This window comes from Paracoccus subflavus, assembly GCF_004310345.1.
Classification (GTDB): domain Bacteria; phylum Pseudomonadota; class Alphaproteobacteria; order Rhodobacterales; family Rhodobacteraceae; genus Paracoccus; species Paracoccus subflavus.
In genome coordinates this window covers 61375-83976 of the sequence record NZ_SISK01000001.1, presented here as the reverse complement: position 1 = coordinate 83976, position 22602 = coordinate 61375, and the positions used below count along the sequence as shown (strand labels likewise).

Annotated in this window: 21 protein-coding genes; 7 read left to right on the top strand and 14 right to left on the bottom strand. The window is 66.8% G+C overall.

The genetic code is table 11. The features are described 5' to 3' along the window. The first annotated feature begins 88 nt into the window (after window positions 1–88). The 3 genes from EYE42_RS00430 (at window position 89) to EYE42_RS00420 (ending at window position 4838) form a co-directional block, all read left to right on the top strand. The gene (locus EYE42_RS00430) at window positions 89–2368 is read left to right on the top strand and encodes an NADP-dependent malic enzyme (protein ID WP_130989347.1); all 2280 of its coding nucleotides are present in this window, start codon (window positions 89–91) and stop codon (window positions 2366–2368) included. 142 nt (window positions 2369–2510) lie between these two features. Beyond that, the gene (locus tag EYE42_RS00425; protein ID WP_130989346.1) at window positions 2511–4403 is read left to right on the top strand and encodes a propionyl-CoA synthetase; all 1893 of its coding nucleotides are present in this window, start codon (window positions 2511–2513) and stop codon (window positions 4401–4403) included. Between the two features lie 54 nt (window positions 4404–4457). Then, complete coding sequence (locus EYE42_RS00420; protein WP_130989345.1) at window positions 4458–4838, top strand: VOC family protein; 381 nt, start codon at window positions 4458–4460, stop codon at window positions 4836–4838. Here the strand turns inward: EYE42_RS00420 and aroA are convergent. Next, window positions 4835–6166, bottom strand: coding sequence for a 3-phosphoshikimate 1-carboxyvinyltransferase (gene aroA / locus EYE42_RS00415; RefSeq protein ID WP_130989344.1), 1332 nt, complete (start codon window positions 6164–6166; stop codon window positions 4835–4837). The two genes, EYE42_RS00420 and aroA, sit on opposite strands and share 4 nt — an antisense overlap. 83 nt (window positions 6167–6249) lie before the next feature. Between aroA and EYE42_RS00410 the strand changes: the two genes are divergently transcribed. Further along, window positions 6250–6924 (top strand): DNA alkylation repair protein, encoded by a 675-nt coding sequence (locus EYE42_RS00410; protein ID WP_130989343.1) that lies wholly within the window; start codon window positions 6250–6252, stop codon window positions 6922–6924. Here EYE42_RS00410 and EYE42_RS00405 read toward each other — a convergent pair. After that, complete coding sequence (locus EYE42_RS00405) at window positions 6912–7421, bottom strand: hypothetical protein (protein ID WP_130989342.1); 510 nt, start codon at window positions 7419–7421, stop codon at window positions 6912–6914. The genes EYE42_RS00410 and EYE42_RS00405 overlap by 13 nt on opposite strands. A gap of 110 nt (window positions 7422–7531) precedes the next feature. Here EYE42_RS00405 and moaA point away from each other — a divergent pair, with 110 nt between their 5' ends. After that, window positions 7532–8539 (top strand): GTP 3',8-cyclase MoaA, encoded by a 1008-nt coding sequence (gene moaA, locus EYE42_RS00400; protein ID WP_130989341.1) that lies wholly within the window; start codon window positions 7532–7534, stop codon window positions 8537–8539. 242 nt (window positions 8540–8781) lie between these two features. Here the strand turns inward: moaA and ispG are convergent, their stop codons facing one another. The 4 genes from ispG to EYE42_RS00380 all read right to left on the bottom strand — a co-directional run bounded on the left by ispG (window position 8782) and on the right by EYE42_RS00380 (window position 12223). After that, complete coding sequence (gene ispG / locus EYE42_RS00395) at window positions 8782–9912, bottom strand: flavodoxin-dependent (E)-4-hydroxy-3-methylbut-2-enyl-diphosphate synthase (protein WP_130989340.1); 1131 nt, start codon at window positions 9910–9912, stop codon at window positions 8782–8784. A 75-nt stretch (window positions 9913–9987) separates the two neighbouring features. Continuing rightward, window positions 9988–10650 carry a thiamine diphosphokinase gene (locus EYE42_RS00390; protein WP_130989339.1) on the bottom strand — a complete coding sequence of 221 codons (663 nt, stop codon included), beginning with the start codon at window positions 10648–10650 and terminating at the stop codon, window positions 9988–9990. Continuing rightward, window positions 10647–10859 (bottom strand): DUF2842 domain-containing protein, encoded by a 213-nt coding sequence (locus EYE42_RS00385; protein WP_130989338.1) that lies wholly within the window; start codon window positions 10857–10859, stop codon window positions 10647–10649. Before EYE42_RS00385 ends, EYE42_RS00390 begins: the two co-directional genes overlap by 4 nt. 71 nt (window positions 10860–10930) lie before the next feature. Next, a complete protein-coding gene (locus tag EYE42_RS00380) occupies window positions 10931–12223 on the bottom strand; it encodes an adenylosuccinate synthase (protein WP_130989337.1) in 1293 nt (430 codons plus the stop codon). A gap of 145 nt (window positions 12224–12368) precedes the next feature. Here EYE42_RS00380 and ftsY point away from each other — a divergent pair, with 145 nt between their 5' ends. Further along, entirely contained in the window at window positions 12369–13379 is a 1011-nt protein-coding gene (ftsY, locus tag EYE42_RS00375) for a signal recognition particle-docking protein FtsY (RefSeq protein ID WP_130989336.1), read from the top strand. A 68-nt stretch (window positions 13380–13447) separates the two neighbouring features. On the opposite strand, the gene hisG is transcribed toward ftsY, so the two are convergent. The 3 genes from hisG to hisS are packed head-to-tail and all read right to left on the bottom strand — an operon-like array spanning window position 13448 to window position 16664. Next, entirely contained in the window at window positions 13448–14125 is a 678-nt protein-coding gene (hisG, locus tag EYE42_RS00370) for an ATP phosphoribosyltransferase (protein ID WP_130989335.1), read from the bottom strand. Further along, the gene (locus EYE42_RS00365) at window positions 14122–15183 is read right to left on the bottom strand and encodes an ATP phosphoribosyltransferase regulatory subunit (RefSeq protein WP_130989811.1); all 1062 of its coding nucleotides are present in this window, start codon (window positions 15181–15183) and stop codon (window positions 14122–14124) included. Before EYE42_RS00365 ends, hisG begins: the two co-directional genes overlap by 4 nt. Continuing rightward, a complete protein-coding gene (hisS, locus tag EYE42_RS00360; RefSeq protein WP_130989334.1) occupies window positions 15183–16664 on the bottom strand; it encodes a histidine--tRNA ligase in 1482 nt (493 codons plus the stop codon). The genes EYE42_RS00365 and hisS overlap by 1 nt, the downstream gene beginning before the upstream one ends. Window positions 16665–16715: 51 nt before the next feature. On the opposite strand from hisS, the gene EYE42_RS00355 reads away from it, so the two are divergent. Continuing rightward, window positions 16716–16934, top strand: a complete 219-nt coding sequence (locus tag EYE42_RS00355; protein ID WP_130989333.1) for a SlyX family protein — start codon at window positions 16716–16718, stop codon at window positions 16932–16934. Between the two features lie 6 nt (window positions 16935–16940). On the opposite strand, the gene pgi is transcribed toward EYE42_RS00355, so the two are convergent. Genes pgi through EYE42_RS00330 form a run of 5 tightly spaced genes read right to left on the bottom strand, consistent with a single transcriptional unit; the run spans window position 16941 to window position 22492 of the window. Beyond that, window positions 16941–18551 carry a glucose-6-phosphate isomerase gene (gene pgi / locus EYE42_RS00350; protein WP_130989332.1) on the bottom strand — a complete coding sequence of 537 codons (1611 nt, stop codon included), beginning with the start codon at window positions 18549–18551 and terminating at the stop codon, window positions 16941–16943. 23 nt (window positions 18552–18574) lie between these two features. Continuing rightward, a complete protein-coding gene (gene pgl, locus EYE42_RS00345) occupies window positions 18575–19246 on the bottom strand; it encodes a 6-phosphogluconolactonase (RefSeq protein ID WP_130989810.1) in 672 nt (223 codons plus the stop codon). A 2-nt stretch (window positions 19247–19248) separates the two neighbouring features. After that, a complete protein-coding gene (gene zwf, locus EYE42_RS00340) occupies window positions 19249–20700 on the bottom strand; it encodes a glucose-6-phosphate dehydrogenase (protein ID WP_130989809.1) in 1452 nt (483 codons plus the stop codon). 44 nt (window positions 20701–20744) lie between these two features. Continuing rightward, entirely contained in the window at window positions 20745–21299 is a 555-nt protein-coding gene (locus EYE42_RS00335) for an RSP_2648 family PIN domain-containing protein (protein WP_130989331.1), read from the bottom strand. Then, window positions 21299–22492, bottom strand: coding sequence for an RSP_2647 family RNA methyltransferase (locus tag EYE42_RS00330; RefSeq protein ID WP_130989330.1), 1194 nt, complete (start codon window positions 22490–22492; stop codon window positions 21299–21301). Before EYE42_RS00330 ends, EYE42_RS00335 begins: the two co-directional genes overlap by 1 nt. Window positions 22493–22602: the final 110 nt, after the last annotated feature.

Genomic DNA, 22602 nt, shown 5'->3' with positions numbered 1-22602 from the left:
GGCCGGCGGGCAACGCAAGGCAAAGGCTTCTGTTCGCCGGATCGGAATTGGTTTAACGGTCAACCAGTTTGTGACCATGGGGGCTGGAATGGACGACCGCAGGCAGGACAACGCCCGGCAAGAGGCGCTGGATTATCACGAATTTCCCCGTCCGGGCAAATTGGAGATCCGCGCCACCAAACCCCTGGCCAACGGCCGCGACCTGTCCCGCGCCTATTCCCCCGGCGTGGCCGAGGCTTGTCTGGAAATCAGGGCCGATCCGGCGAATGCCAGCCGCTATACATCGCGCGGGAACCTGGTTGCGGTGGTGTCGAACGGCACGGCCGTGCTGGGCCTGGGCAATATCGGGGCGGCGGCGTCCAAGCCGGTGATGGAAGGCAAGGCGGTCCTGTTCAAGAAGTTCGCCAACATCGACTGCTTCGATATCGAGGTGAACGAATCCGACCCTGAAAGACTTGCCGACATCGTCTGTGCGCTGGAGCCGACCTTTGGCGCGATAAACCTCGAGGATATCAAGGCGCCCGACTGCTTCATCGTCGAAAAGCTGTGCCGGGAACGGATGAACATTCCCGTCTTTCACGACGACCAGCATGGCACCGCCATCGTCGTGGGCGCCGCCGCCACCAATGCGCTGCATGTCGCCGGCAAGCGGTTCGAGGACATCAAGGTCGTCTCGACCGGCGGTGGCGCGGCGGGGATCGCCTGCCTGAACATGCTGCTGAAGCTGGGCGTCAGGCGCGAGAACGTCTGGCTGTGCGATATCCAGGGCGTCGTTTATCGTGGACGGGTCGAGGACATGACCGTCCAGAAGGCCGCCTTTGCGCAGGACACTCCGGCCAGAACGCTGGCCGAGGTGATCGGGGGCGCCGACCTGTTCCTGGGCCTGTCCGGTCCCGGCGTGCTGAAACCCGAAATGGTGGCAAGGATGGCGCCGCGCCCGATCATCTTTGCCCTGGCGAACCCCACGCCCGAGATTCTGCCCGACGATGCCCGCGCCGTGGCACCCGACGCCATCATCGCAACCGGTCGCAGCGACTATCCGAACCAGGTGAACAACGTCCTGTGTTTCCCCTTCATCTTCCGCGGCGCGCTGGATGTGGGGGCCACGACGATCAACGCGGAAATGGAACTGGCCTGCATCGAAGGCATCGCCGCCCTGGCCCGCGCCACCACCGCGGCCGAGGCCGCCGCCGCCTATCGCGGCGAAACGCTGACCTTCGGTCCCGACTATCTGATTCCGAAACCCTTCGATCCCCGCCTGGTGGGCGTGGTCAGCACCGCCGTCGCGCGCGCGGCGATGGACACCGGGGTGGCCGCGCGTCCCCTGGCCGACCTGGACGCCTACAAGCGCAAGCTGGACAGTTCCGTCTTCCGCTCGGCGCTGATCATGCGGCCGGTCTTCGAGGCCGCCGCCACCGCGACACGGCGCATCGTCTTTGCCGAGGGCGAGGACGAACGCGTGCTGCGCGCCGCCAATGCCATGCTGGAGGAGACCACCGACGCGCCCATCCTGATCGGCCGTCCCGAGGTCATCGCCATGCGCGCGGAACGGGCAGGCCTGCCCATCCGTCCCGAGCGCGACTTCGAAATCGTGAACCCCGAGAACGACCCCCGCTATCGGGATTACTGGGAAACCTATCACCAGCTCATGGCCCGGCGCGGCGTGACGCCCGACATTGCCCGTGCGATCATGCGCACCAACACCACCGCCATCGCCGCCGTCATGGTCCACCGGGCCGAGGCCGACAGCCTGATCTGCGGAACCTTCGGCCAATACAGTTGGCATCTGCGCTATATCCGCGAGGTGCTGGCCCGCGACGGGCTGTCGCCGGTGGGTGCCCTGTCCATGATCATCCTGGAGGACGGGCCGCTGTTCGTCGCCGATACGCAATGCCACGACGACCCCACCCCGCATCAGGTCATGGACACCGTGATGGGCGCGGCCCGCCATGTCCGCCGCTTCGGCCTGACACCCAAGATCGCGCTGTGCTGCCATTCGCAGTTCGGCAACCTCGACACCTATACCGGCCGCAAGATGCGCGAGGCGCTGGCCCTGCTGGATGCGAAGAAGCCGGATTTCATGTACGACGGAGAAATGCATGTCGATGCGGCGCTGGATCCTGCCCTGCGGGAACGGATCTTTCCGGGTTCGCGGCTGGAAGGGATCGCCAATGTGCTGGTGTTCCCCGGAACCGATGCGGCATCGGGCGTGCGCAATGCGCTGAAGATGCGGGCCAACGGACTGGAGGTCGGGCCGATCCTGATGGGCATGGGAAACCGGGCGCATATCATTACCCCCTCGATCACCGCGCGCGGCCTGCTGAACATGAGCGTGCTGGCCGGCACTCCCGTCGCCCATTACGGCTAACCTTGGCAGGTGATTCCCCTGCGACAACTGCGTTCGGCCGATGCGGAATCGGCCGGTTCGAGTGTCACCGCGCCCGCTAACAGCATTGCGCGCGGCCCCCGCGCCTGCATAACACAGGACCAGGGAGCGAGGAGAAACACACATGTCTTACCGCGACGTTTATGCCGCATGGCAGGCCGACCCCGAAGGGTTCTGGATGGATGCCGCCCGCGCGATCGACTGGGACCGGATGCCCAGCCGCGCGTTTTTCCAGCAGGGCCCTGCGGGCGAATGGTTCGCGGACGGCATGGTGAATGCCTGCTGGAATGCAGTCGATCGCCAGGTCGAGGCCGGACGGGGCGACCAGGTGGCGATCATCCATGAAAGCCCCATCACCGATTCGACGCGCAGCCTCACCTATCGCGAGCTGCGCGACCGCGTGGCCACCCTGGCAGGCGCCTTGCGAGCCAAGGGCGTGGGAAAGGGCGACCGGGTCATCATCTACATGCCCATGGTTCCCGAGGCGCTTGAGGCGATGCTGGCCTGCGCCCGGCTGGGGGCGATCCATTCGGTCGTCTTCGGCGGCTTTGCGGCGCATGAACTGGCTGTCCGCATCGACGACGCCACGCCCAAGGCGATCATCACCGCCTCATGCGGGGTGGAGCCTGGCCGTATCGTGGCCTACAAGCCGCTGCTGGACCGTGCCATCGACGAAGCCTCGCACAAGCCGGATTTCTGCGTGATCCTCCAGCGCGAACAAGAGACCGCGCCCCTGATCCCCGGCCGCGACGTGGAGTGGCACAGTTTTCAGCACGGTGCCGAACCTGCCGAATGCGTCCCGGTCGAGGGAAACCACCCCGCCTATATCCTTTATACCTCGGGCACGACCGGACAGCCCAAGGGCGTCGTGCGCCACACCGGCGGGCATCTGGTGGCCCTGGCCTGGTCGATCAAGAATATCTACGACATCGATGCGGGCGACGTTTTCTGGACCGCTTCGGACGTGGGCTGGGTCGTGGGTCACAGCTATATCTGCTATGGACCGCTGACGGTCGGCGCCACCACCATCGTGTTCGAAGGCAAGCCGGTGGGTACGCCTGATGCCGCCGCCTATTGGCGGGCGATCCGGAACCATCGCGTGAAATGCCTGCTCAGCGCCCCCACCGCCATTCGCGCCATCCGACGCGAAGACCCGGAGGGCGACCTGATTTCGCAATACGACCTGGGTCATTTCAAGACCTTGTATCTGGCGGGCGAACGCGCCGACCCCGACACGGTCCGCTGGGCCGAGGACAAGCTGGGCGTGCCCGTGATCGACCACTGGTGGCAGACCGAAAGCGGCTGGCCCATCGCCGCCAACCCGATGGGCCTGGAACGCCTGCCCGTCAAGCGCGGCAGCCCGTCCGTCGCGATGCCGGGATACGATGTGCGGGTTCTGGACGACGAGGGTCATCCGGTCCCGCCCGCCACTCTGGGCAGCGTCGCCATCCGCCTGCCCCTGCCGCCCGGAACCCTGCCGACCCTGTGGAACGCCGAGGATCGGTTCATCCGGTCCTATCTGTCCCATTTTCCCGGATATTACGAGACCGGCGACGCGGGCTACATCGACGAGGACGGCTATCTCTATATCATGGCGCGCACCGATGACGTCATCAACGTCGCGGGCCACCGGCTGTCCACCGGCGCGATCGAGGAGGTTCTGGCCACGCATCCCGCGGTGGCCGAATGTGCCGTGATCGGCGTGTCGGACAGCCTCAAGGGGCAGATGCCGCTGGGCCTGCTGTGCCTGAAAAAGGGCACCACCACCCCGGAAACCCAGATCCTGTCCGAAGTCGTGGGCCTTGTGCGCGACCGGATCGGCCCCGTTGCGGCGTTCAAGACGGCGTGCGTGGTGGATCGCCTGCCCAAGACCCGGTCGGGCAAGATCCTGCGGGCCACGATGGTCAAGATCGCCGACGGTCAGCCCTTCAAGCCGCCCGCGACCATCGACGACCCGGCCATTCTGGACGAAATCGCGGGCGCCCTGGGCCGTGTCGGCTATCCGCGATCAAGCTGACAAAGTTTTAGCGAACCAATGGCGATGATCGGCGTTGCTCTGCCGGAGGCCTGCATGACCGAAAAAACACCGCCCATTCTCGACCATGTTCATCTGCGAACGGTGCATCTCGACAAGGCCATCGCGTTCTATCGCGCCGTGTTCGAGGCACTGGGCCGGGTCTCGGAAATTCGCGCCGGGCGGGACTGGTTGGAGCTGAGCGGCTTTTATCTGGGTCAGGCGGATGAGGGGATGCCCCCCAGCCGCGTTCACCTGGCATTCAGCGCCCGGTCGCGGACCGAGGTGCAGGTTTTTCACGCATCCGGGCTGAAGGCCGGGGGCAAGGACAATGGCCCCCCCGGCCTGCGCGACTATCATCCGGGCTATTATGCGGCCTATCTGCTGGACCCCGACGGGAACAATATCGAGGCCAAGTTCGACGAACGCGGGGCCTAACCCAGATCGGCCCTCAATCCCTGCATAAGGGGCACGAAGTCCGGAAAGGACGTCGCGATCGGCGCCCCATCGTCGATCTGGACGGGTGCATCGGTTGCCAGGCCCAGAACCAGAAACGACATGGCGATCCGGTGATCCAGATGCGTCGCCGCCGTTCCGCCGCCGGCAACGCGGCCCTGCCCGTGGACGGTCATGCTGTCGCGCGTTTCCTCGACCCGCACGCCATTCGCCTCGAGCCCCCGCGCCATGGCGTCGATGCGGTCGCTTTCCTTGACCCGCAGTTCGGCCACCCCGTTCATTACCGTCGGTCCTTCGGCAAAGGCCGCGACCACGGACAGGATCGGGAATTCGTCGATCATGCTGGCGGCGCGTTCGGCGGGCACGGTGACACCCCTCAGCGGCCCATGCCGCACCAGCAGATCGGCGACCGGCTCGCCGCCTTCCTCGCGGCTGTTTTCAAAGACGATGTCCGCGCCCATGTCCAGCAGCGTCACATACAATCCGTCGCGGGTCGGATTTCGGCTGACACCGGGCACCCGGATTTCCGATCCCGGCACAATCAAGGCAGCGGCCACGGGAAAGGCCGCGCTTGACGGGTCGCGCGGAACGGCCACGGCTTGCGCGCGCAGCTCCGGGCGGCCCTGCAAGGTGATGACATGCCCCTGATCGGTCTGTTCCGCGCGAATCTCGGCGCCGAACCCGGCCAGCATCCGTTCCGAATGATCGCGTGTGGGCTCGGCCTCGATCACCACGGTTTCGCCGGGCACGTTCAGGCCGGCCAGAAGGATCGCCGACTTGATCTGCGCGCTGGCAACAGGGGTGCGATAGCGCACCGGCAGCGGATCGTCCGCGCCCTGTATGGTGATCGGCAGGCGCCCGCCCTCACGCGCGGTGATCTGCGCGCCGAACTGGGACAAGGGGTCGGTAATGCGGGCCATGGGGCGGCGGCACAGGCTGGCATCGCCGGTAAACGTCGCGGTGATCGGCGTGGTGGCCATGGCCCCCATGATCAGCCGCACGCCGGTCCCCGAATTGCCGCAATCGATCACGCCCTCGGGTTCGGAAAATCCGCCGACGCCCACTCCGTGCACCGACCATTCCCCGTTACCCAGCCGTTCGACCTGGGCACCGAAGGCCCGCATCGCCTTGGCGGTGTCCAGAACGTCCTCTCCCTCCAGCAGGCCGGTGATGCGCGTCTCGCCCACGGACAGCGCGCCCAGGATCAGCGCGCGGTGGCTGATCGACTTGTCGCCCGGCACGGTCGCGACGCCGCGCAGCGGGCCGCTGCGGCGGGCGGTCATCGGGCGGGGGTCGGGCGAATGGGACATGGGGCACACCTGTTGATTGCGGGGATCTTTTACCGCTGGCAGCCCGCCTCTGCCACCCCTAGAACGGCGGGACGGAGGCTGCGATGAAAGAACTGGACGCATTGCGGGCGCAGGCGGATGCCGACAGGGCCGAACAGATGCAGGCCTATCACAAGACGCCGCGCCTCTATCTGGGGGTGCCGAACCCGCGGATCGACACCCTGGTGGCCGAATGGCGGGCGGCCTGCGATCTTGACACACGCATCGCCCTTGCCCGCGACCTCTGGGACAGCGACATCCACGAGGCGCGCATCGCTGCGGCCAAGCTGCTGGTCCAGGCCCGCATCCGTCCCGACGATGCGGTGTGGTCGCTGATCGCCGGATGGGTTCCCGGTTTCGACGGCTGGGCCATCGCCGACCAGGCGATGATCGCGGGACAAAAGCGGCTGTCGGCCGATCCCGGCAGGCTGGATCAGGTGGAAACCTGGCTGGACCACCCCAACACATGGACCCGACGCGCCGCCCTGGTCGGCACCCTGCCCTGGGCCAAGATGAACAACCCGAAGCCCGGCGATCTTGCGCAACGCGAACGCGTGCTGGACTGGGCCGCGCGGCTGGCCGATGACCCCGACGGGTTCATCCAGAAAGCCATCGCCTGGTGGCTGCGCGATCTGTCGAAACGCGACGCGCCCCGCGTCCGGGCCTTTCTGGCCGATCACGGGGCACGCATGAAGCCCTTTGCCCGCAAAGAGGCCCTGTGGCTGGTTCAGGACCGATAAACCTCGATCGTCGGCAGGTCGGTCAGCGACACGCCCAGCAGTTGCAGCGCGGGCAAGGACACCTGCGATCCGCCGCTGGCCGGGCCGTCCAGCGGGATCAGGTCGACCTTGGCGGACTTGCCGGTGGACGGATCGACGATCCGGCCGACGCCGCGTTCGCGGACCAGGGGCGTCTTGATCCAGAACCCGCCCTCGGACGGGTTGCCAAGCGAGGCGATGGTGGTTCCCAGCCGGGTCTCGGCGGCCTCGGCCGGCCGGGCGGCGGCGGCGCGCTGGTCGGGCGTGGTGGTGTCCAGTTGCGCCGGCGTCGCACGGGCCGCCGGTCGCGGCGCGGGCGCGCGGGTGATGGCGGTGGCCGCGGCGACCTGCTGGGTGGTCATCTGCGTCTGCGGGGCGGCTGGCGCCTCGGTGCGGCCGGACGTCATGACGCCCGGCGCGCAGCCCGCCAGGACGACCGCTGTCAGGATCATCGCCGGTGCGACAGTGGTGATACGCATGGGTTGTCCCTTTTGTGCCCTTATCGCCCGCAGCCTAGCCTGCCCGATGCGGCACAGTCCACCGTCTGTCGCAACTTGCCTGCGGCCTTCCGTGCGCCTAGATTGGGATCATGCAACAGGCAATCCCTCTCATCGACCCCTTTGCGCGGCCGATCACCTATTTGCGGGTATCCGTCACGGATCGCTGCGATTTCCGCTGTGTCTATTGCATGGCCGAACACATGCAGTTCCTGCCCAAGGCCGAGCTTCTGACGCTTGAGGAAATGGACCGCCTGTGCAGCGCCTTTGTGGGCCTGGGCGTGCGCAAACTGCGCATCACAGGGGGCGAGCCGCTGGTTCGCCGCAACATCATGGGATTTTTCCGGGCGATGTCGCGGCATCTGGGCCAGGGCTTGTCGGAACTGACCCTGACCACCAACGGAAGCCAGCTTGGGCGGTTCGCCCCTGAACTGGCCGACTGCGGGGTGCGGCGCGTCAATGTGTCGCTGGACACGCTGGACCCCGACAAATTCGCGGCCATTACCCGCTGGGGACGCCTGCCGCAGGTTCTGGACGGCATCCGTGCCGCATCGGCCGCCGGGCTGCGGGTCAAGATCAACGCCGTGGCGCTCAAGGGCGTGAACGACAGCGAATTGTTCGATCTGGTCCAGTGGTGCGGCGATCAGGGCCATGATCTGACCTTTATCGAGGTCATGCCGATGGGCGATCTGGGAAACGAGGATCGACTGGACCAGTACTGGCCCCTGTCCGACCTGCGCGCCCGACTGGCCGAACGCTTTACGCTGATCGACCTTGCCGAACGGACGGGCGGGCCGGCGCGATATGTCCAGTTGCGGGAAACCGGTCAGAAGATCGGCTTCATCACCCCGCTGACCCACAATTTCTGCGAAAGCTGCAACCGCGTCCGCGTGACCTGCACCGGAGAGCTGTTCATGTGCCTGGGGCAAGAGGACAACGCCGACCTGCGCGCGCCGCTGCGCGCCAGCCTCGACGATGCGATGCTGAAGAACACGATCCGCGCAGCCATTGCAAGAAAGCCCAAGGGCCACGATTTCGACTATTCCCGGCAGGCGGTCGCGGGGCAGATGACGCGGCATATGAGCCATACGGGGGGGTGACCATAAGGAAAGTCGAGAACCGTCTTTCGATCTGTTAATCCTTCTTAACAGCGCATCCTGTTGGGAAGGTTTCAATGATATCTCGGCTCATGATTGCGTTTCTTGCGACGGGCCTTTTTGCCTCCGAGATCGAGGCTCATGGCGGCGGATGCCGCAAGAGTTCTTCTCCAGGCCAATGCTGCCATATGGACAACAGCGAAGGTCGCGTTCACTGCCATTAAGCCCTGGCCGCCGCCGGACGCCTACTCCGCCGCCGTCTGCGTCCCCGCCTCGGACTGGATCTTTTCCACCCGTTCCTCGACCAGCCGCACGATATGGTCGATCATCTGGTCGTTCGTCATCTTGTGGCTCTGCCGCCCGGCCAGATAGACCATGCCGCTGCCCGCGCCGCCGCCGGTGAAGCCGATATCGGTCATCAGCGCCTCGCCCGGGCCGTTCACCACGCAGCCGATGATCGACAGGCTCATCGGCGTCTTGATATGTTCCAGCCGCTGTTCCAGCGCCTCGACCGTGCGGATCACGTCGAACCCCTGGCGGGCGCAGGACGGGCAGGAAATGATCTGCACCCCCCGCGTCCGCAGGCCCAGCGATTTCAGGATCTCGAAGCCGACCTTGACCTCCTGGACCGGATCGGCCGACAGGCTGACGCGAATCGTGTCGCCGATGCCCATCCACAGCAGGGTGCCCAGCCCGACGGCGGATTTCACCGTACCGCCCACGAAGCCGCCCGCCTCGGTGATGCCCAGATGGATCGGCGCATCGGTCGCCTCGGCCAGTTGCTGATAGGCGGCGGCGGCCAGAAACACGTCGCTGGCCTTCACGCTGATCTTGAACTCGTGGAAATCGTTGTCCTGCAGGATTTTGATGTGGTCGAGACCCGATTCCACCATCGCATCGGGGCACGGCTCTCCGTATTTTTCCAGCAGGTGACGCTCCAGCGATCCGGCATTGACGCCGATGCGGATCGAACAGCCGTGGTCCTTGGCGGCGCGGATCACCTCGCGCACGCGGGCCGCGTCGCCGATATTGCCGGGGTTGATCCGCAGGCAGGCGGCGCCCGCCTCGGCGGCCTCGATCGCGCGCTTGTAGTGGAAATGGATGTCGGCCACGATCGGCACCGGGCTTTCGCGGCAGATCTCGCGCAGCGCGCGGGTGGTTTCCTGATCCGGGGCGCTGATGCGCACGATGTCGGCGCCCGCGTCGGCCGCCCGGATCACCTGGTCCAGCGTCGCGCGCACGTCATGGCCGTCGGTATTCGTCATGGTCTGCACGCTGATCGGCGCATCGCCGCCGACGGGAACGCGGCCTACCATGATCTGTCGGGATTTCCGCCGCTCGATATTGCGCCAGGGACGGATGGGGTTCAGCGACATGGATGCCTCCGCGGTTCGCCCTCAGATAAGCCATCCGGGCCGCCGCAGCAACCGCCGCACGGGGCTGTGATGGCGTCAGGCCGGCAATCTTAGGGCGGTCATGACGGTCGCCAGCGTGCTGCGCGGCAGCATCAGCAGCATCTTGCCCTCGATCCGCAGGGTCACCACTCCGCTTGCCCGGTTCGAGGTGCCGACCCGTCCGCCCGGAGCGAACTCGATCCCCTCGATTGGCCATTCCAGGCCCGCACTGATTCCCCGGGCCGGACCCATGGGATAAAGCGACAGGCGCGTGCCCGGCATCAGCGGAAGCGTTATCCGGGGCGGCGCCAGGAACACCACATCGTCCGAGGACAGCATGATGACCAGGGGCCGGGCGATACTGGCCATGGTGGTCAGCGCCGCCAGGGTGTGATCCAGGCGGTATCCCGCAAAGCCCACGGCCATCACAAAGGGCGCGGCGATCCGGGACAGGCATTTGGCAAAATCCGTGCTGTCCTGTTCGGCGACATGGTGGATGCGCCGGGCCGCGATCAGCTTTTGCGCCTGGGGCGTGATGCTGTCCAGATCGCCGATCACCCAATCGGGCGCCTGCCCCAGCGCCAGGGCGCGATCGGCCCCGCCATCGGCAGCCACCAGCGTCGGTGCCACCGCCAGCGCCGTGCGCAGGTCGTATTGCGTCGTCGCCCCGCCGCCGATCACGGTCACGCCCCGGTCCGAGATGACCAGGGGGGGAATCATTCTCCTTGCCCGATGCCGGTAAAGACCCGCCGGAACGGCAGCGCCCACAGGATCCCAAGCGCGACATAGACCGCCAGTTCGACAAGGATCGGCTGCCGGCCGAAACGGGCATCCATCCAGTTGACCAGCGAAACCGCCACAACGACATAGAGCGGCAGGCCGATGACCAGGATCAGCAACGACAGCCGCTTCCGCGTTTTCAGGTTCATCGGCGCCTCTCCTTTCATCCTGGCCCAGATACTCTCCCGAGGGATTGGCCTGGGAACCCCGGCCTCGGCCCTCAATCAGCGAACGGGTCCGTCACCAGAATGGTATCGTCCCGCTCGGGGCTGGTCGAGAGCAGCGCGACCGGGCACTGGATCAGTTCCTCGACCCGCCGCACATACTTGATTGCCGCCGCCGGAAGATCGGCCCAGCTCCGCGCGCCCCGGGTCGATTCCTGCCAGCCTTCCATGTCCTCATAGATCGGCACGACCCTGGCCTGCAATGCGGCGGCGGTCGGCAGATAGTCGTATTTCACGCCATCGATCTCGTATCCCACGCAGATCTTCAGGGTGTCGAACCCGTCCAGAACGTCCAGCTTGGTCAGCGCGATGCCGTTCACGCCGCTGATCGCGCAGGTCTGGCGCACCAGCACCGCGTCGAACCACCCGCAGCGCCGCTTGCGCCCTGTGACGGTGCCGAATTCATGCCCGCGTTCACCCAGCCTCTGGCCGTCAGCGTCGTGCAGTTCGGTCGGAAACGGCCCCTCGCCCACGCGGGTCGTATAGGCCTTGACGATCCCCAGCACGAAGCCGATGGCCGATGGCCCCATACCGGTCCCGGATGCCGCCATCCCGGACGTGGTGGTCGAACTGGTCACATAGGGATAGGTGCCAAAGTCGATGTCCAGCAGCGACCCCTGCGCGCCTTCGAACAGGATGCGCTTGCCGGCCTTGCGGGCGTCGGCCATGATCTTCCAGACCGGCTGGGCATAGGGCAGCAGCTTCGGCGCCATCTCCATCAGCCGCGACTTCAGATCGGCCCGGTCGATGGGGTCCGCGCCCAGACCCTGGCGCAGCGCATCGTGATGGGCCAGCAGGCGGTCCAGGCGTGCCTCCAGGGTTTCCTCGTCGCCCAGATCCGCCACCCGGATGGTCCGGCGCCCCACCTTGTCCTCATAGGCCGGGCCGATGCCGCGCCCAGTGGTGCCGATCTTGGCCTTGCCCGCGGCCTCCTCGCGCAGCCGGTCCAGATCCTGGTGCAGCGGCAGGATCAGCGGGGTGTTTTCCGCGATCATCAGGTTGTCGGTGCCGATCTTGACACCCTGCGCCGACAGCTTCTCGATTTCCGAAAACAGCGCCCAAGGGTCCAGCACCACGCCGTTGCCGATCACGGCCAGCTTGCCCGGCCGCACGATGCCCGACGGCAGCAGCGACAGCTTGAAGACGGTGTTGCCGATGACCAGCGTGTGCCCCGCGTTGTGGCCGCCCTGGAACCGGGCGATGACGTCGGCCCGCTCGCTCAGCCAGTCGACGATCTTGCCCTTGCCCTCGTCGCCCCACTGCGCGCCGACAACCACCACATTGGCCATGAACGGTCCTTCCATCTGCCAGGAAAATGTCCGCCGCCGGGTCTAGCGCAAGGCCGGGCCAGGGAAAAGCCGCGATTTGCCGGGCGGCCTTTTCCTTTCGACCGGCAGGGACTAGGTTCGCCGTCACACGGAAAGGGTGCGGACCATGTCGTTCTTTACGAAACTGCGCGACCGGCTGACACGGTCTTCCTCGAAGATCGGCGAAGGGCTCGACGGCATCGTCGAGGTCACATCCGCCCCCGCCGTCCCGCAGCCGGCCCCCGCGCCTTCGCCCGGCCTTGTCGGGCGCCTGTTCGGCACTGGTCCCGCCGCCCGTCCCGATGAACCCCGCCGCGCCCTTGACGACGCCATGCTGGAAGAACTGGAGGATATGCTGGTGCAGGCCGATCTGGGCGTCGATACCGCGCTGCGGATCACCGCCAATCTTGCCGAAGGCCGGATGGGGCGCAGGATGTCGTCAACCGAGCTCAAGGAACTGCTGGCGGCCGAGATTGCCCGGATCATGACCCCGGTGGCCCGCCCCCTGCCGATCTATCCGAAAAAGCCGCAGGTGGTGCTGGTCGTGGGCGTCAATGGCGCGGGCAAGACCACCACCATCGGCAAGCTGGCCAGCCAGTTCCGCGCGGCGGGCAAGTCGGTGATGATCGCGGCGGGCGACACCTTCCGCGCGGCGGCGGTCGAACAGTTGCAGATCTGGGGCCAGCGGGCGGGCGTGCCGGTGATGGTCGCGGCCCAGGGCAGCGACCCGGCCAGCCTTGCCTTCGACGCCATGACGCGCGCCGAGGCCGAAGGCGCCGACCTGCTGATGATCGACACGGCGGGCCGGTTGCAGAACCGCCAGGATCTGATGGAGGAACTGGCCAAGATCGTCCGCGTCATCCGCAAGAAAGACCCGACCGCCCCGCACAACACCCTGCTGGTGCTGGACGCGACCACCGGCCAGAACGCCCTGAACCAGGTGGAAACCTTTCGCCAGTTGGCCGATGTATCGGGGCTGGTGATGACGAAGCTGGACGGCACGGCGCGCGGCGGCGTCTTGGTGGCCCTGGCCGACCGCTTTGGCCTGCCGATCCATGCGATCGGCGTCGGAGAGCAGATCGACGACCTCGATGCCTTCGATCCGAACGACTTTGCCCGCGCGCTTGTCGGCCTCTAGGATTTCTTCGCTGCCCAAATACCCTCGGGGGAGCCTCCGAAGGAGGCGGGGGGCGGACAGCCCCCCGGCTAGATTGCGATCCCAAGCTGCGCCAGAAACGGACGCGCCTTGTCCAATGACGCCCGATTGGCGAACAGCGTCGCCTGCGACCGCAGGATCGGCTCGGCTCCCAGAATTTTCAGGCTGTTGGCCCGCAGCGTCTCGCCCGAGGAGGTGATGTCGGCAATTGCCTCGGCCGTCTGGTTGGCTACCGTTCCCTCGGTCGCGCCCTGCGAATCGACCAACTGGTAATCCGCCACCTCATGCGCCGCCAGCCAGGCGCGCACCAGGCGATGATACTTGGTCGCGATCCGCAGGCGGAACCCATGCGCCGCCCGGAAATCGCGGGCGATTGAGGCGAAATCGTCCAGATCGACGCAGTCGCGCCAGCACTCGGGCACCGCCAGGATCAGGTCGGCACGGCCAAAGCCCATGGGCGCGATCTCGGCCACGTCCGACCGCCAGCCCGCCAGCTTTTCGCGCACCAGATCGGTGCCGGTCACGCCCAGTTCGATCCGCCCTGCGGCCAGTTCGCGCGGTATCTCGCCCGCCGACAGCAGGACCAGCGACACGCCGTCCGCGCCCGCCACCCGCCCGGCATATTCCCGGTCCGACCCGCTGCGCGACAGCGTCACACCCCGCGCCGCGAACCAATCGAAGGTCTGCTCCATCAGCCGCCCCTTGGACGGCACGCCCAGCCGGATCATGCGGCCTCCAGTTCGGCGACCAGGCCGGGGCGGATGATGCCGCCCACGGCGGGAATGGCGCGGCCCCCCCGGCCCAGCACGGCGGTCAGCGCGTCGTATCGCCCGCCCGAGGCCACCGGAGGCCAGTCCGGGCGGCTTTCGGCCGCAAAGCTGAAGGTGAAGCCGTCGTAATATTCCATCGTGTGCCGCCCGTGGCTTGCATCGAACAGAACGGATTCGGGCGCGATCTTCGCAGACGACAACATCCCTGTCCGAACCTCGATCCGACGAACCGCGGGCGCCAAGTCGGGCCATTCGCCCATCAGCCCGCGCAGATCCGCCAGGGCCACCGGCAGCGGCGCGCGAATGGCAAACAGCCGCTCCAGCCGCGCGATCCAGACCGGGTCCAGCGGCCCTGCATCACGATCGGCGGTCAGCCGGGCGATCCTTGCGTCCATTTCGTCCCGGCTCCGCAACCCGGCCCATGCGGCAGCGGTGTCGGGCAGGTCGCGCGGCGCGGCGGGCCGGGAAAAGCGCGACAGCAGCCGGGCAAAGCGACCGGGCCGCCAGACATGATGCAGCAACGCATCGCGCCGGGCATCCGCCTGCGGCAGGGCGCGCACCGCATCCATCAACAGCGCCATGTCGCCCATGACCGCCCGCAGGGGGTAAGGGGACAGCAACCGGTGGAACAGGGCGAACACCTCGGCATCGGCCTGCGGATCATGGGCGAACAGCTCGAACCCTGCTTGCAGGTATTCGTTGTCGCGCGGGCTGACCGGGCGTTCGTCGCCCGGATCCTGCTTGCGGAACACCTCGCCCAGATAGCAATAGCGTGCCGGTTCCGCGCCCTCCGTCATGTGCATCTGCACCACCGGCACGGTGAAATCGGGACGCAGCATCACTTCGCCCCGCAGGGGATCGGTCGTGGTATAGGCGCGGGCGCGGATATCCTCGCCATACAGATCCAGCAGCGTGGCCGCTGGCAGCAGGATATCGGGCGCAACCTCGACCGCGCCCGCCTCGCGGAAGGCCGTCAGGAACCGCTGGCCGACGGCCTGCTTGTCGTGCTTGGGAATCATCCGATGATGCGCCGGACCGCCGCGACCAGATCGGCGCGCGGCACCTCGGTCTGGGCCGGCTGGGCCTTCCATTCGTCAAGGCTCGCCTCGGCGGCGATGCGCGCGCCCAGGACCAGATCCTTGACCTGAACGACGCCCCGCGCGGCCTCGTCCCCGCCCTGGATGATCGCCACCGGCCCGCCGCGCTTGTCGGCGTATTTCAACTGGTTGCCAAAGTTCTTGGGATTGCCCAGATAGACCTCGGCCCGGATGCCCGCCGCGCGCAGTTCGGCGGCCATTGTCTGATAATCCGCCATCCGGTCGCGGTCCATGACCGTCACGACCACCGGCCCCTGCGCCTCGGTCCCCGCCAGCCCCTTGGCGCGCAGCGCCGCCAGCAGCCGGTCCACGCCGATGGACACGCCGGTCGCGGGCACCTTCTGGCCGGTGAAGCGTTCGACCAGCCCATCATAACGCCCGCCGCCCGCAACCGATCCGAACTGCCGCTTGCGGCCCTTGTCGTCCAGGATCTCGAAGGTCAGTTCGGCCTCGAACACCGGGCCGGTGTAGTAGCCAAGGCCGCGCACGACGGACGGGTCGATGACCGCCCGATCCTCGGCCACGTCCATGGCGACCAGAAGCCCGGCGATCTCGGCCAACTCATCCACACCCTCGGCCCCGATGGCCGACGCGCCGACCGCCGCCCGCAGGTTGTCCAGGGTCGCCGCGTTGTCCGCCCCTTTCGAGGTCAGGAAGGCCAGCACCGGCGCCGCCTGCGCCTCGGTCAGCCCCACCCCCTCGATCACCGCACCGCTGTCGTCCTTGCGCCCCACCGTCAGCAGCGCCAGCACGCCGTCCCGGCCCACCTTGTCGAACTTGTCGATCTGGCGCAGCACGTCCTCGGCCTGATCGGCGCGCACCTCGGCGGCCTCCAGCACGCCGTTCAGAACCTTGCGGTTATTGATCCGCACGATATAGTCGCCGCGCGCGATCCCCACGGCCTCCAGCGCATCGGCCAGCATCGCGCAGATCTCGGCATCCGCCGCGACCGAGGCGCTGCCAACCGTATCCGCATCGCATTGATAGAACTGCCGGAACCGCCCCGGCCCCGGCTTTTCGTTGCGCCAGACCGGCCCCATGGCATAGCGCCGGTAAGGCGACGGCAGGTCGTTGCGGAACTGCGCCGCCACCCGCGCCAGCGGCGCCGTCAGGTCATATCGCAGCGCCAGCCAGTCGCCCGACCCGCCGCCGGGCACGGCTTCCTCTTGCCAGGCGAACACCCCGGCGTTGGGGCGGTCCACGTCGGGCAGGAACTTGCCCAGGGCCTCGACCGTCTCGACGGCGCTGGTTTCCAGGGGATCGAAGCCATGGCGGTGATAGATTTCGGCGATCCGGTCCAGCATCGCCTTGCGTTCGGTCACGTCCGCGCCGAAATAGTCGCGAAAGCCCTTGGGCGTTTCCGCGCGGGGACGGGGCTGTTTTTTCTGATCTTTCGCCATGGTCCTGCCTTTCCGGCCAAATCCGTGGCTGCCTTAACCGAAGGGGCCGATATGGACAAGGATACCGAAACGCGAATCCATGCCGTCGAGGAAACGCTGGCGCACCTGACCCGCCTGACCGACGACCTGCACGAGGTCATCGCCCGCCAGGACGCCGAGATCGCCACCCTGACCCGCCGGGTCGAGATGCTGATGCGCTTTGCCGCCGAACAGCAGGCGGGCGCCGAAGGCCAGATCCCGCTGGCCGATCAGCGTCCCCCCCACTGGTAGGCGCTGCTAGGCGCGCATCTGCCGGAACAGCGCCGCCAGATGTTCGGTCGAGGGGTCGTGGCCCGGCGCGGTTTCCCCCTTCAACAGCGGTTTGACCTTCAGCGCCAGTTCCTTGCCCAGTTCGACCCCCCACTGGTCGAAACTGTTGATGCCCAGGATAACGCCCTCGACAAAAACGCGGTGTTCATACAGCGCGACGATCTGGCCCAGCGTAAAGGGCGTCAGCTTTTCGATCAGCAGCGTGGTGGATGGCCGGTTGCCGGGGAACACGCGGTGGCGGGCCTGCCGGTCCAGTTCGGCGCCCTCCAGCCCCTTGGCGGCCATCAGGGCGCGCGCTTCCGCCAGCGTGCGGCCGCGCATCAGCGCCTCGGACTGCGCCAGGCAATTGGCGGCAAGCAGGATGTGGTGATGGGCCAGATCGTCCTCGTGCCCCTGGGCGGCCAGGATGAATTCGCAGGGAACGGGCGTCGTGCCCTGGTGGATCAACTGGTAAAAGGCGTGCTGCCCGTTGGTGCCGGGTTCGCCCCAGACGACAGGCCCGGACGGAACGCCCAGGTCGCTGCCGTCCATCGCCACGCGCTTGCCGTTCGATTCCATCTCGAGCTGTTGCAGATAGGCGGGCAGCCGCAGCAGGCGGTTGTCATAGGGCAGCACCGCGCGGGTCGGATAGCCGCAGATCTGGTGATGCCAGATGCCGACAAGCGCCAGCAGCACCGGCAGGTTTTCCCCAAGGGGCGCGGTGCGGAAATGCGCGTCCATGGCCGCGGCTCCGCCCAGGAATTCGTCAAAGCGTTCGTCGCCGACGGCCAGCATCAGCGACAGACCGATCGGTCCCCAGACGGAATAGCGCCCGCCGACCCAATCCTCGAATCCGAATACCCGAGACGGGTCGATGCCAAACTCTGCCGTTCGATCCGCCGCCGAGGACAGGGCGACAAACTGGGCGGCCGGATCGGTCACCACCTTGCCCATCCAGTCGCGCGCGGTGCGGGCATTGGTCATCGTCTCGATGGTGGTGAAGGTTTTTGACGCCACGATCACCAGCGTCGTCGCCGGGTCCAGCCCCTTCAGCGTATCGGCGATGTCGGCGCCATCGACATTGCTGACGAAATGGGCGCGTGGCCCGTCGTGATAGGGCGCCATCGCCAGCACCGCCATATAGGGGCCAAGATCCGATCCGCCGATGCCGATGTTGACGACATCGGTGATCTTGCCCCCCTGCCCCTGAAAGGCGCCCGACCGCACGTCGCGGGCGAAATCGGCCATGCGGTCATGCGTTTCGCGGACGGCGGGCATCACGTCCCGGCCATCCACCGTCACGCTGCCCCGCAGGTTGCGCAGCGCCGTGTGCAAAACGGCGCGATCTTCGGTTTCGTTGATTTTCCTGCCCGTGAACATGGCCTCGCGGCGGCCCGCGACATCCGCCCCCTGTGCCAGTTCCAGAAGCAGGTCACGGGCGCCGGCGTCGATCGCGGTCTTGGACCAGTCGAACACCATTCCATCGGCCTTGGTGCAGAACGCCCGTGCCCGGTCAGGGTCGGCCGTGAACAGGTCGGCGATGCGGGTATCGCCCCGAGACTGCCGATGGGATGCGAGACGGTTCCAGATGTCGGTCATGCGAAAAGCCCCTTGCGGCCGTCTTATTCGGCCCAGTGAACGGTTGCGTTGTCCAGGAATGCGCGAACGGGTGCCTCGATGGGATCCAGCGCCTGTGCCCGTTCAAGCGCCTCGCGCTTTTCGGGGCCCATGATGAGAAGATGCAGGTGCATGGAATCGGCCAGCGCCGGGCGTGTCAGGGTGATGCGCGGCTCGTCGGCACCCTCGGCCCGGATCGGCAGCACAAGGGGCGCATCGGGGGCCAGGGCCTCGGCCAACCGGGGGGCGCCGGGAAACAGGCTGGCGGTGTGCATGTCGTTGCCCATCCCCAGCAGCACCACGCCGATCGGCAGATGCGGGCGGATCGCCTCGGCCAGGGGGCCCGCGGCCTCGTCAGGCGTGGCAGCGCCGGTGTAAAGATCGATATAACGGGCCGCCGCCGCACGATCCCGCAGCAGATGCCGGCGCAAAAGGCGGCTGTTCGACCGCTTGTGTTCGCCATCGACCCAGCGTTCGTCGCCCAGAAAGACGGTCACGCGACCCCAGTCGATGTCGGCGCCGCTTAGCGTTTCAAAGATCGGCACGGGCGACGTGCCGCCGGGAACGCACAGGCTGGTTTCGTCGCTGCTGCGCAACTGCTGGGCCAGTTGCGAGGCGATCTGGTCGGCCAGCGACAGGGCCAGCATCTCGCGGTCGGGATATTCCCTGAAGTCCATGGTCATGGTCGGATTTCCCTCCATCGGCGGTTGTCTCGGTGCATCAGGCGCAACGCTTCTTCGGGGCCGGATGACCCTGCGTCATAGGGTTCGGGGCGGCGCTTGCTGTCCTCCCAGGCGGCGATGATGGGGTCGGTCCAGGCCCAGGCCGCCTCGACCTCGTCGCCGCGCATGAACAGGGTCTGGTTGCCACGGATCACGTCCATGATCAGGCGCTCATAGGCGTCGGGCATGTCGCTGCCGTCCTGGCCCAGGGCATCGGCAAAGGACATGTCCAGCGGCACCTGCACCAGCCGCATCCCCCCGGGCCCCGGTTCCTTGATCATGACCTTGAGGTTCATGCCTTCGTTCGGTTGCAGGCGGATGACAAGCTCGTTCGCCTTGGGGGCGCCGGTGTCGTCAAAGATGGAATGGGGCGGTTCGCGGAAAACCACGGCGATTTCGCTGGTGCGGGCGCGCAGCTTCTTGCCGGTGCGCAGATAAAACGGCGTGCCCTGCCAACGCCAGTTGGAAATGCAGACCTTCATCGCGACATAGCTTTCGGTGCGCGTCGCGGGATTTTCGGCATCCTCGGCATAGCCTGTGGATTTGCCGTCGCCCTGATACTGTCCGCGCACGATGTCGTCGGGTTCGACCGGCTGCAAGGCACGGATCACCTTCAGCTTCTCGTCCCGAACGGCGTTGGGGTCGAAGTGATAGGGCGGCTCCATCGCGATCAGGCACAGAAGCTGCATCATGTGGTTCTGGACCATGTCGCGGATCGCGCCCGACTTGTCGTAATAGCTGCCGCGCCCGGCCACGCCCACCGTTTCCGCCACCGTGATCTGGACGTGATCGACGTATTGCGAATTCCACAGCGGCTCGAACAGGATGTTGGCAAAGCGCACGGCCATCAGGTTCTGGACGGTTTCCTTGCCCAGATAGTGGTCGATGCGATAGATCTGCTGTTCCCCGAAATGCCGGGCCAGCATGTCGTTCAGGTCGCGCGCCGTTTGCAGGTCGCGGCCAAAGGGTTTTTCCACCACGATCCGGCTGTCCCGGTCGGCGATCCCGTGCGACGCCAGCCGTTCGGCGATATCTCCGAACAAGGCCGGCGCGACCGAGAAGTAAAAGGCGTGAACGGCCCCCTCGCGCATCCGGGCCTTGAGATCGGCCCAGCCGCCATCGCCCTTGGCATCGACCGCCGTATAGGCCAGAAGTTCAAGGAACCGCGCCAGTCTGGGATCGTCCTGCGGCACGCGGCCATGTTCGGAAATGGCCCGCCGCGCCTCGTCCCGGAAGGCTGCGTCGTCCTGTTCGGTGCGCGCCGCGCCGATGATGCGGGCCGATTCGGGGATCTGGCCCGCCACAAAGCGGCGGAACAGCGCCGGCAGGATCTTGCGCTGCGCCAGATCGCCCGTGGCCCCGAAGACCACCAGATCGAAATCGTCAACCGGAATGACCCGAGAGACCATGCTGTCCTCCTTGCGGTTCAGGATCGCCATAGCGTCTGTTAGCGTTAACAGCAATTCCGATCAACCCTCATGGCCTTGGCTAGGCGCGGCAGGCGGCTGCGGCGCAGCATCTGTGCGACAGTCATGCTGCCCCCCGCGGCGACCGCACGGATTTGTGCCCGCTCCACGGCATCGCGGACAGGGGACGGGTGGTCGGCGTGCAGCGCCACCAGAAAGGCGTCGGGATGCAGGATACGCAAACCAAGCCCCGCCATTGGCCGCCCGGGAAAGTCGCGCAGGTTGGCCGTGACGATCAGATCGGCCTGTCCCGCGACGGCTGCCTCGATGACATGGCGGTCAGCGGGATCGGGCAAATCCAGGTCAATGGCCTGCGTTCCGTCATGGGCGACCTCGGCCGCCGGAAACCGGGCGCGCAGCAGGGCGATCTCGGCCCCGGCGATGGCGTCCTGATCGCCGCCAAGCCGGGCTGCGGCATGGCGCCATTCGCCAAGAATGCGTTGCGACCACACCGGCACGAAAAGTCCGTTCCCGGCCAGATCGCACAGGATCTCGCGCAGGATGGTTGGAAACAGGACATTGGCGTCAAGCAGGGCGTGCATCAGTCAAGCCGGAAGAACAGCGCCTTGAGATAGCCGGTTTCGGCCAGTTGCGGCAATGTCGGGTGATCGGGCCCGGCCTGCCCGGTGTGAATCAGCACGCCTCGCCGCCCCCCGCGCCCGATGCCGCGCGCACTGACATTGCGGAAGGCCGCCAGATCGGCGGCATGGGAACAACTGCACAACACCAGATACCCGCCCGGCGCGACAAGCGGAGCCGCCAATTTGGCAATGCGTTCATAGGCGCGCAGTCCGGCGTCAAGGGCGGGTTTCGAGGGGGCGAAGGCCGGCGGGTCACACACGACCAGATCGAAGTGTCCGCCCGCGGCGGCCATCTGTTCCATCGCCTTGAAGGCATCGGAGCGGATGGTTTCCAGACGGTCGGCCATGCCCATCAGCCCTGCCCCGCCCTTGGCAAGTTCCAGCGCGGTGGCGCTGCCATCCACACAGGTGGCCCGTGCCGCCCCGGCCGCCAGCGCGGCCAGCCCAAAGCCCCCGACATGACTGAATACGTCCAGCACTGCGGCATCCCTTGCCAGCCGCTGCGCAAAGGCGTGGTTCGGCCGCTGGTCGAAGAACAGCCCGGTCTTTTGTCCGCCCAGAAGGTCGGCCAGATAGGTTGCCCCGTTCATCGGCACCGGCACGGGTCCGGCCGGCGCATCGCCGCGCAGCACCTCGGTCCGCTCCTCCAGACCCTCCAGGCCGCGCGCCCTGCCCTGCCCGTTCAGGACCACCGTGCCCACGCCCGTCACGGCGATCAGAGCATCCGCGATCTGGTCGGCCAGCCGGTCGGCCCAGGCGGCATTCGGCTGGAACACCGCCGTATCCCCAAAGCGGTCGATGACCAGGCCTGGCAGGCCATCGGCCTCGGCATGGACCAGACGATAGAACGGCGCGTCATACAGCCTTTCCCGCATCTGCAAGGCCCGGATCAGCTTGCCTTCCAGCCACGCGCCGTCAATGACGGCATCGGGATTGGAATCCATGACCCGCGCCACGATCCTGGACTGGGGATTGATCGTCACCAGGGCCAGTGGCTTGCGCTCGGAATCCTCCAGCACGGCAAAGCTGCCTGGGGACAGGGCACGGCTGCGGCGGTCCAGAACGGCCTCGTCTGCAAAGACCCAGGGGAACCCGTGGCGGATGGCCTGGGGTTTGGATTTGGGCCGCAGGCGCAGCACGGGCAGGTCGGTCATGACAGAAATCCTTTCGCACCCGATCTGGCACGCCGCCCCCACCGGCACAACCCGTCCCAAACGCGCCATGTTGAAGCGTTATCGCTAACGGCTTATAGTGATGCCCAGCA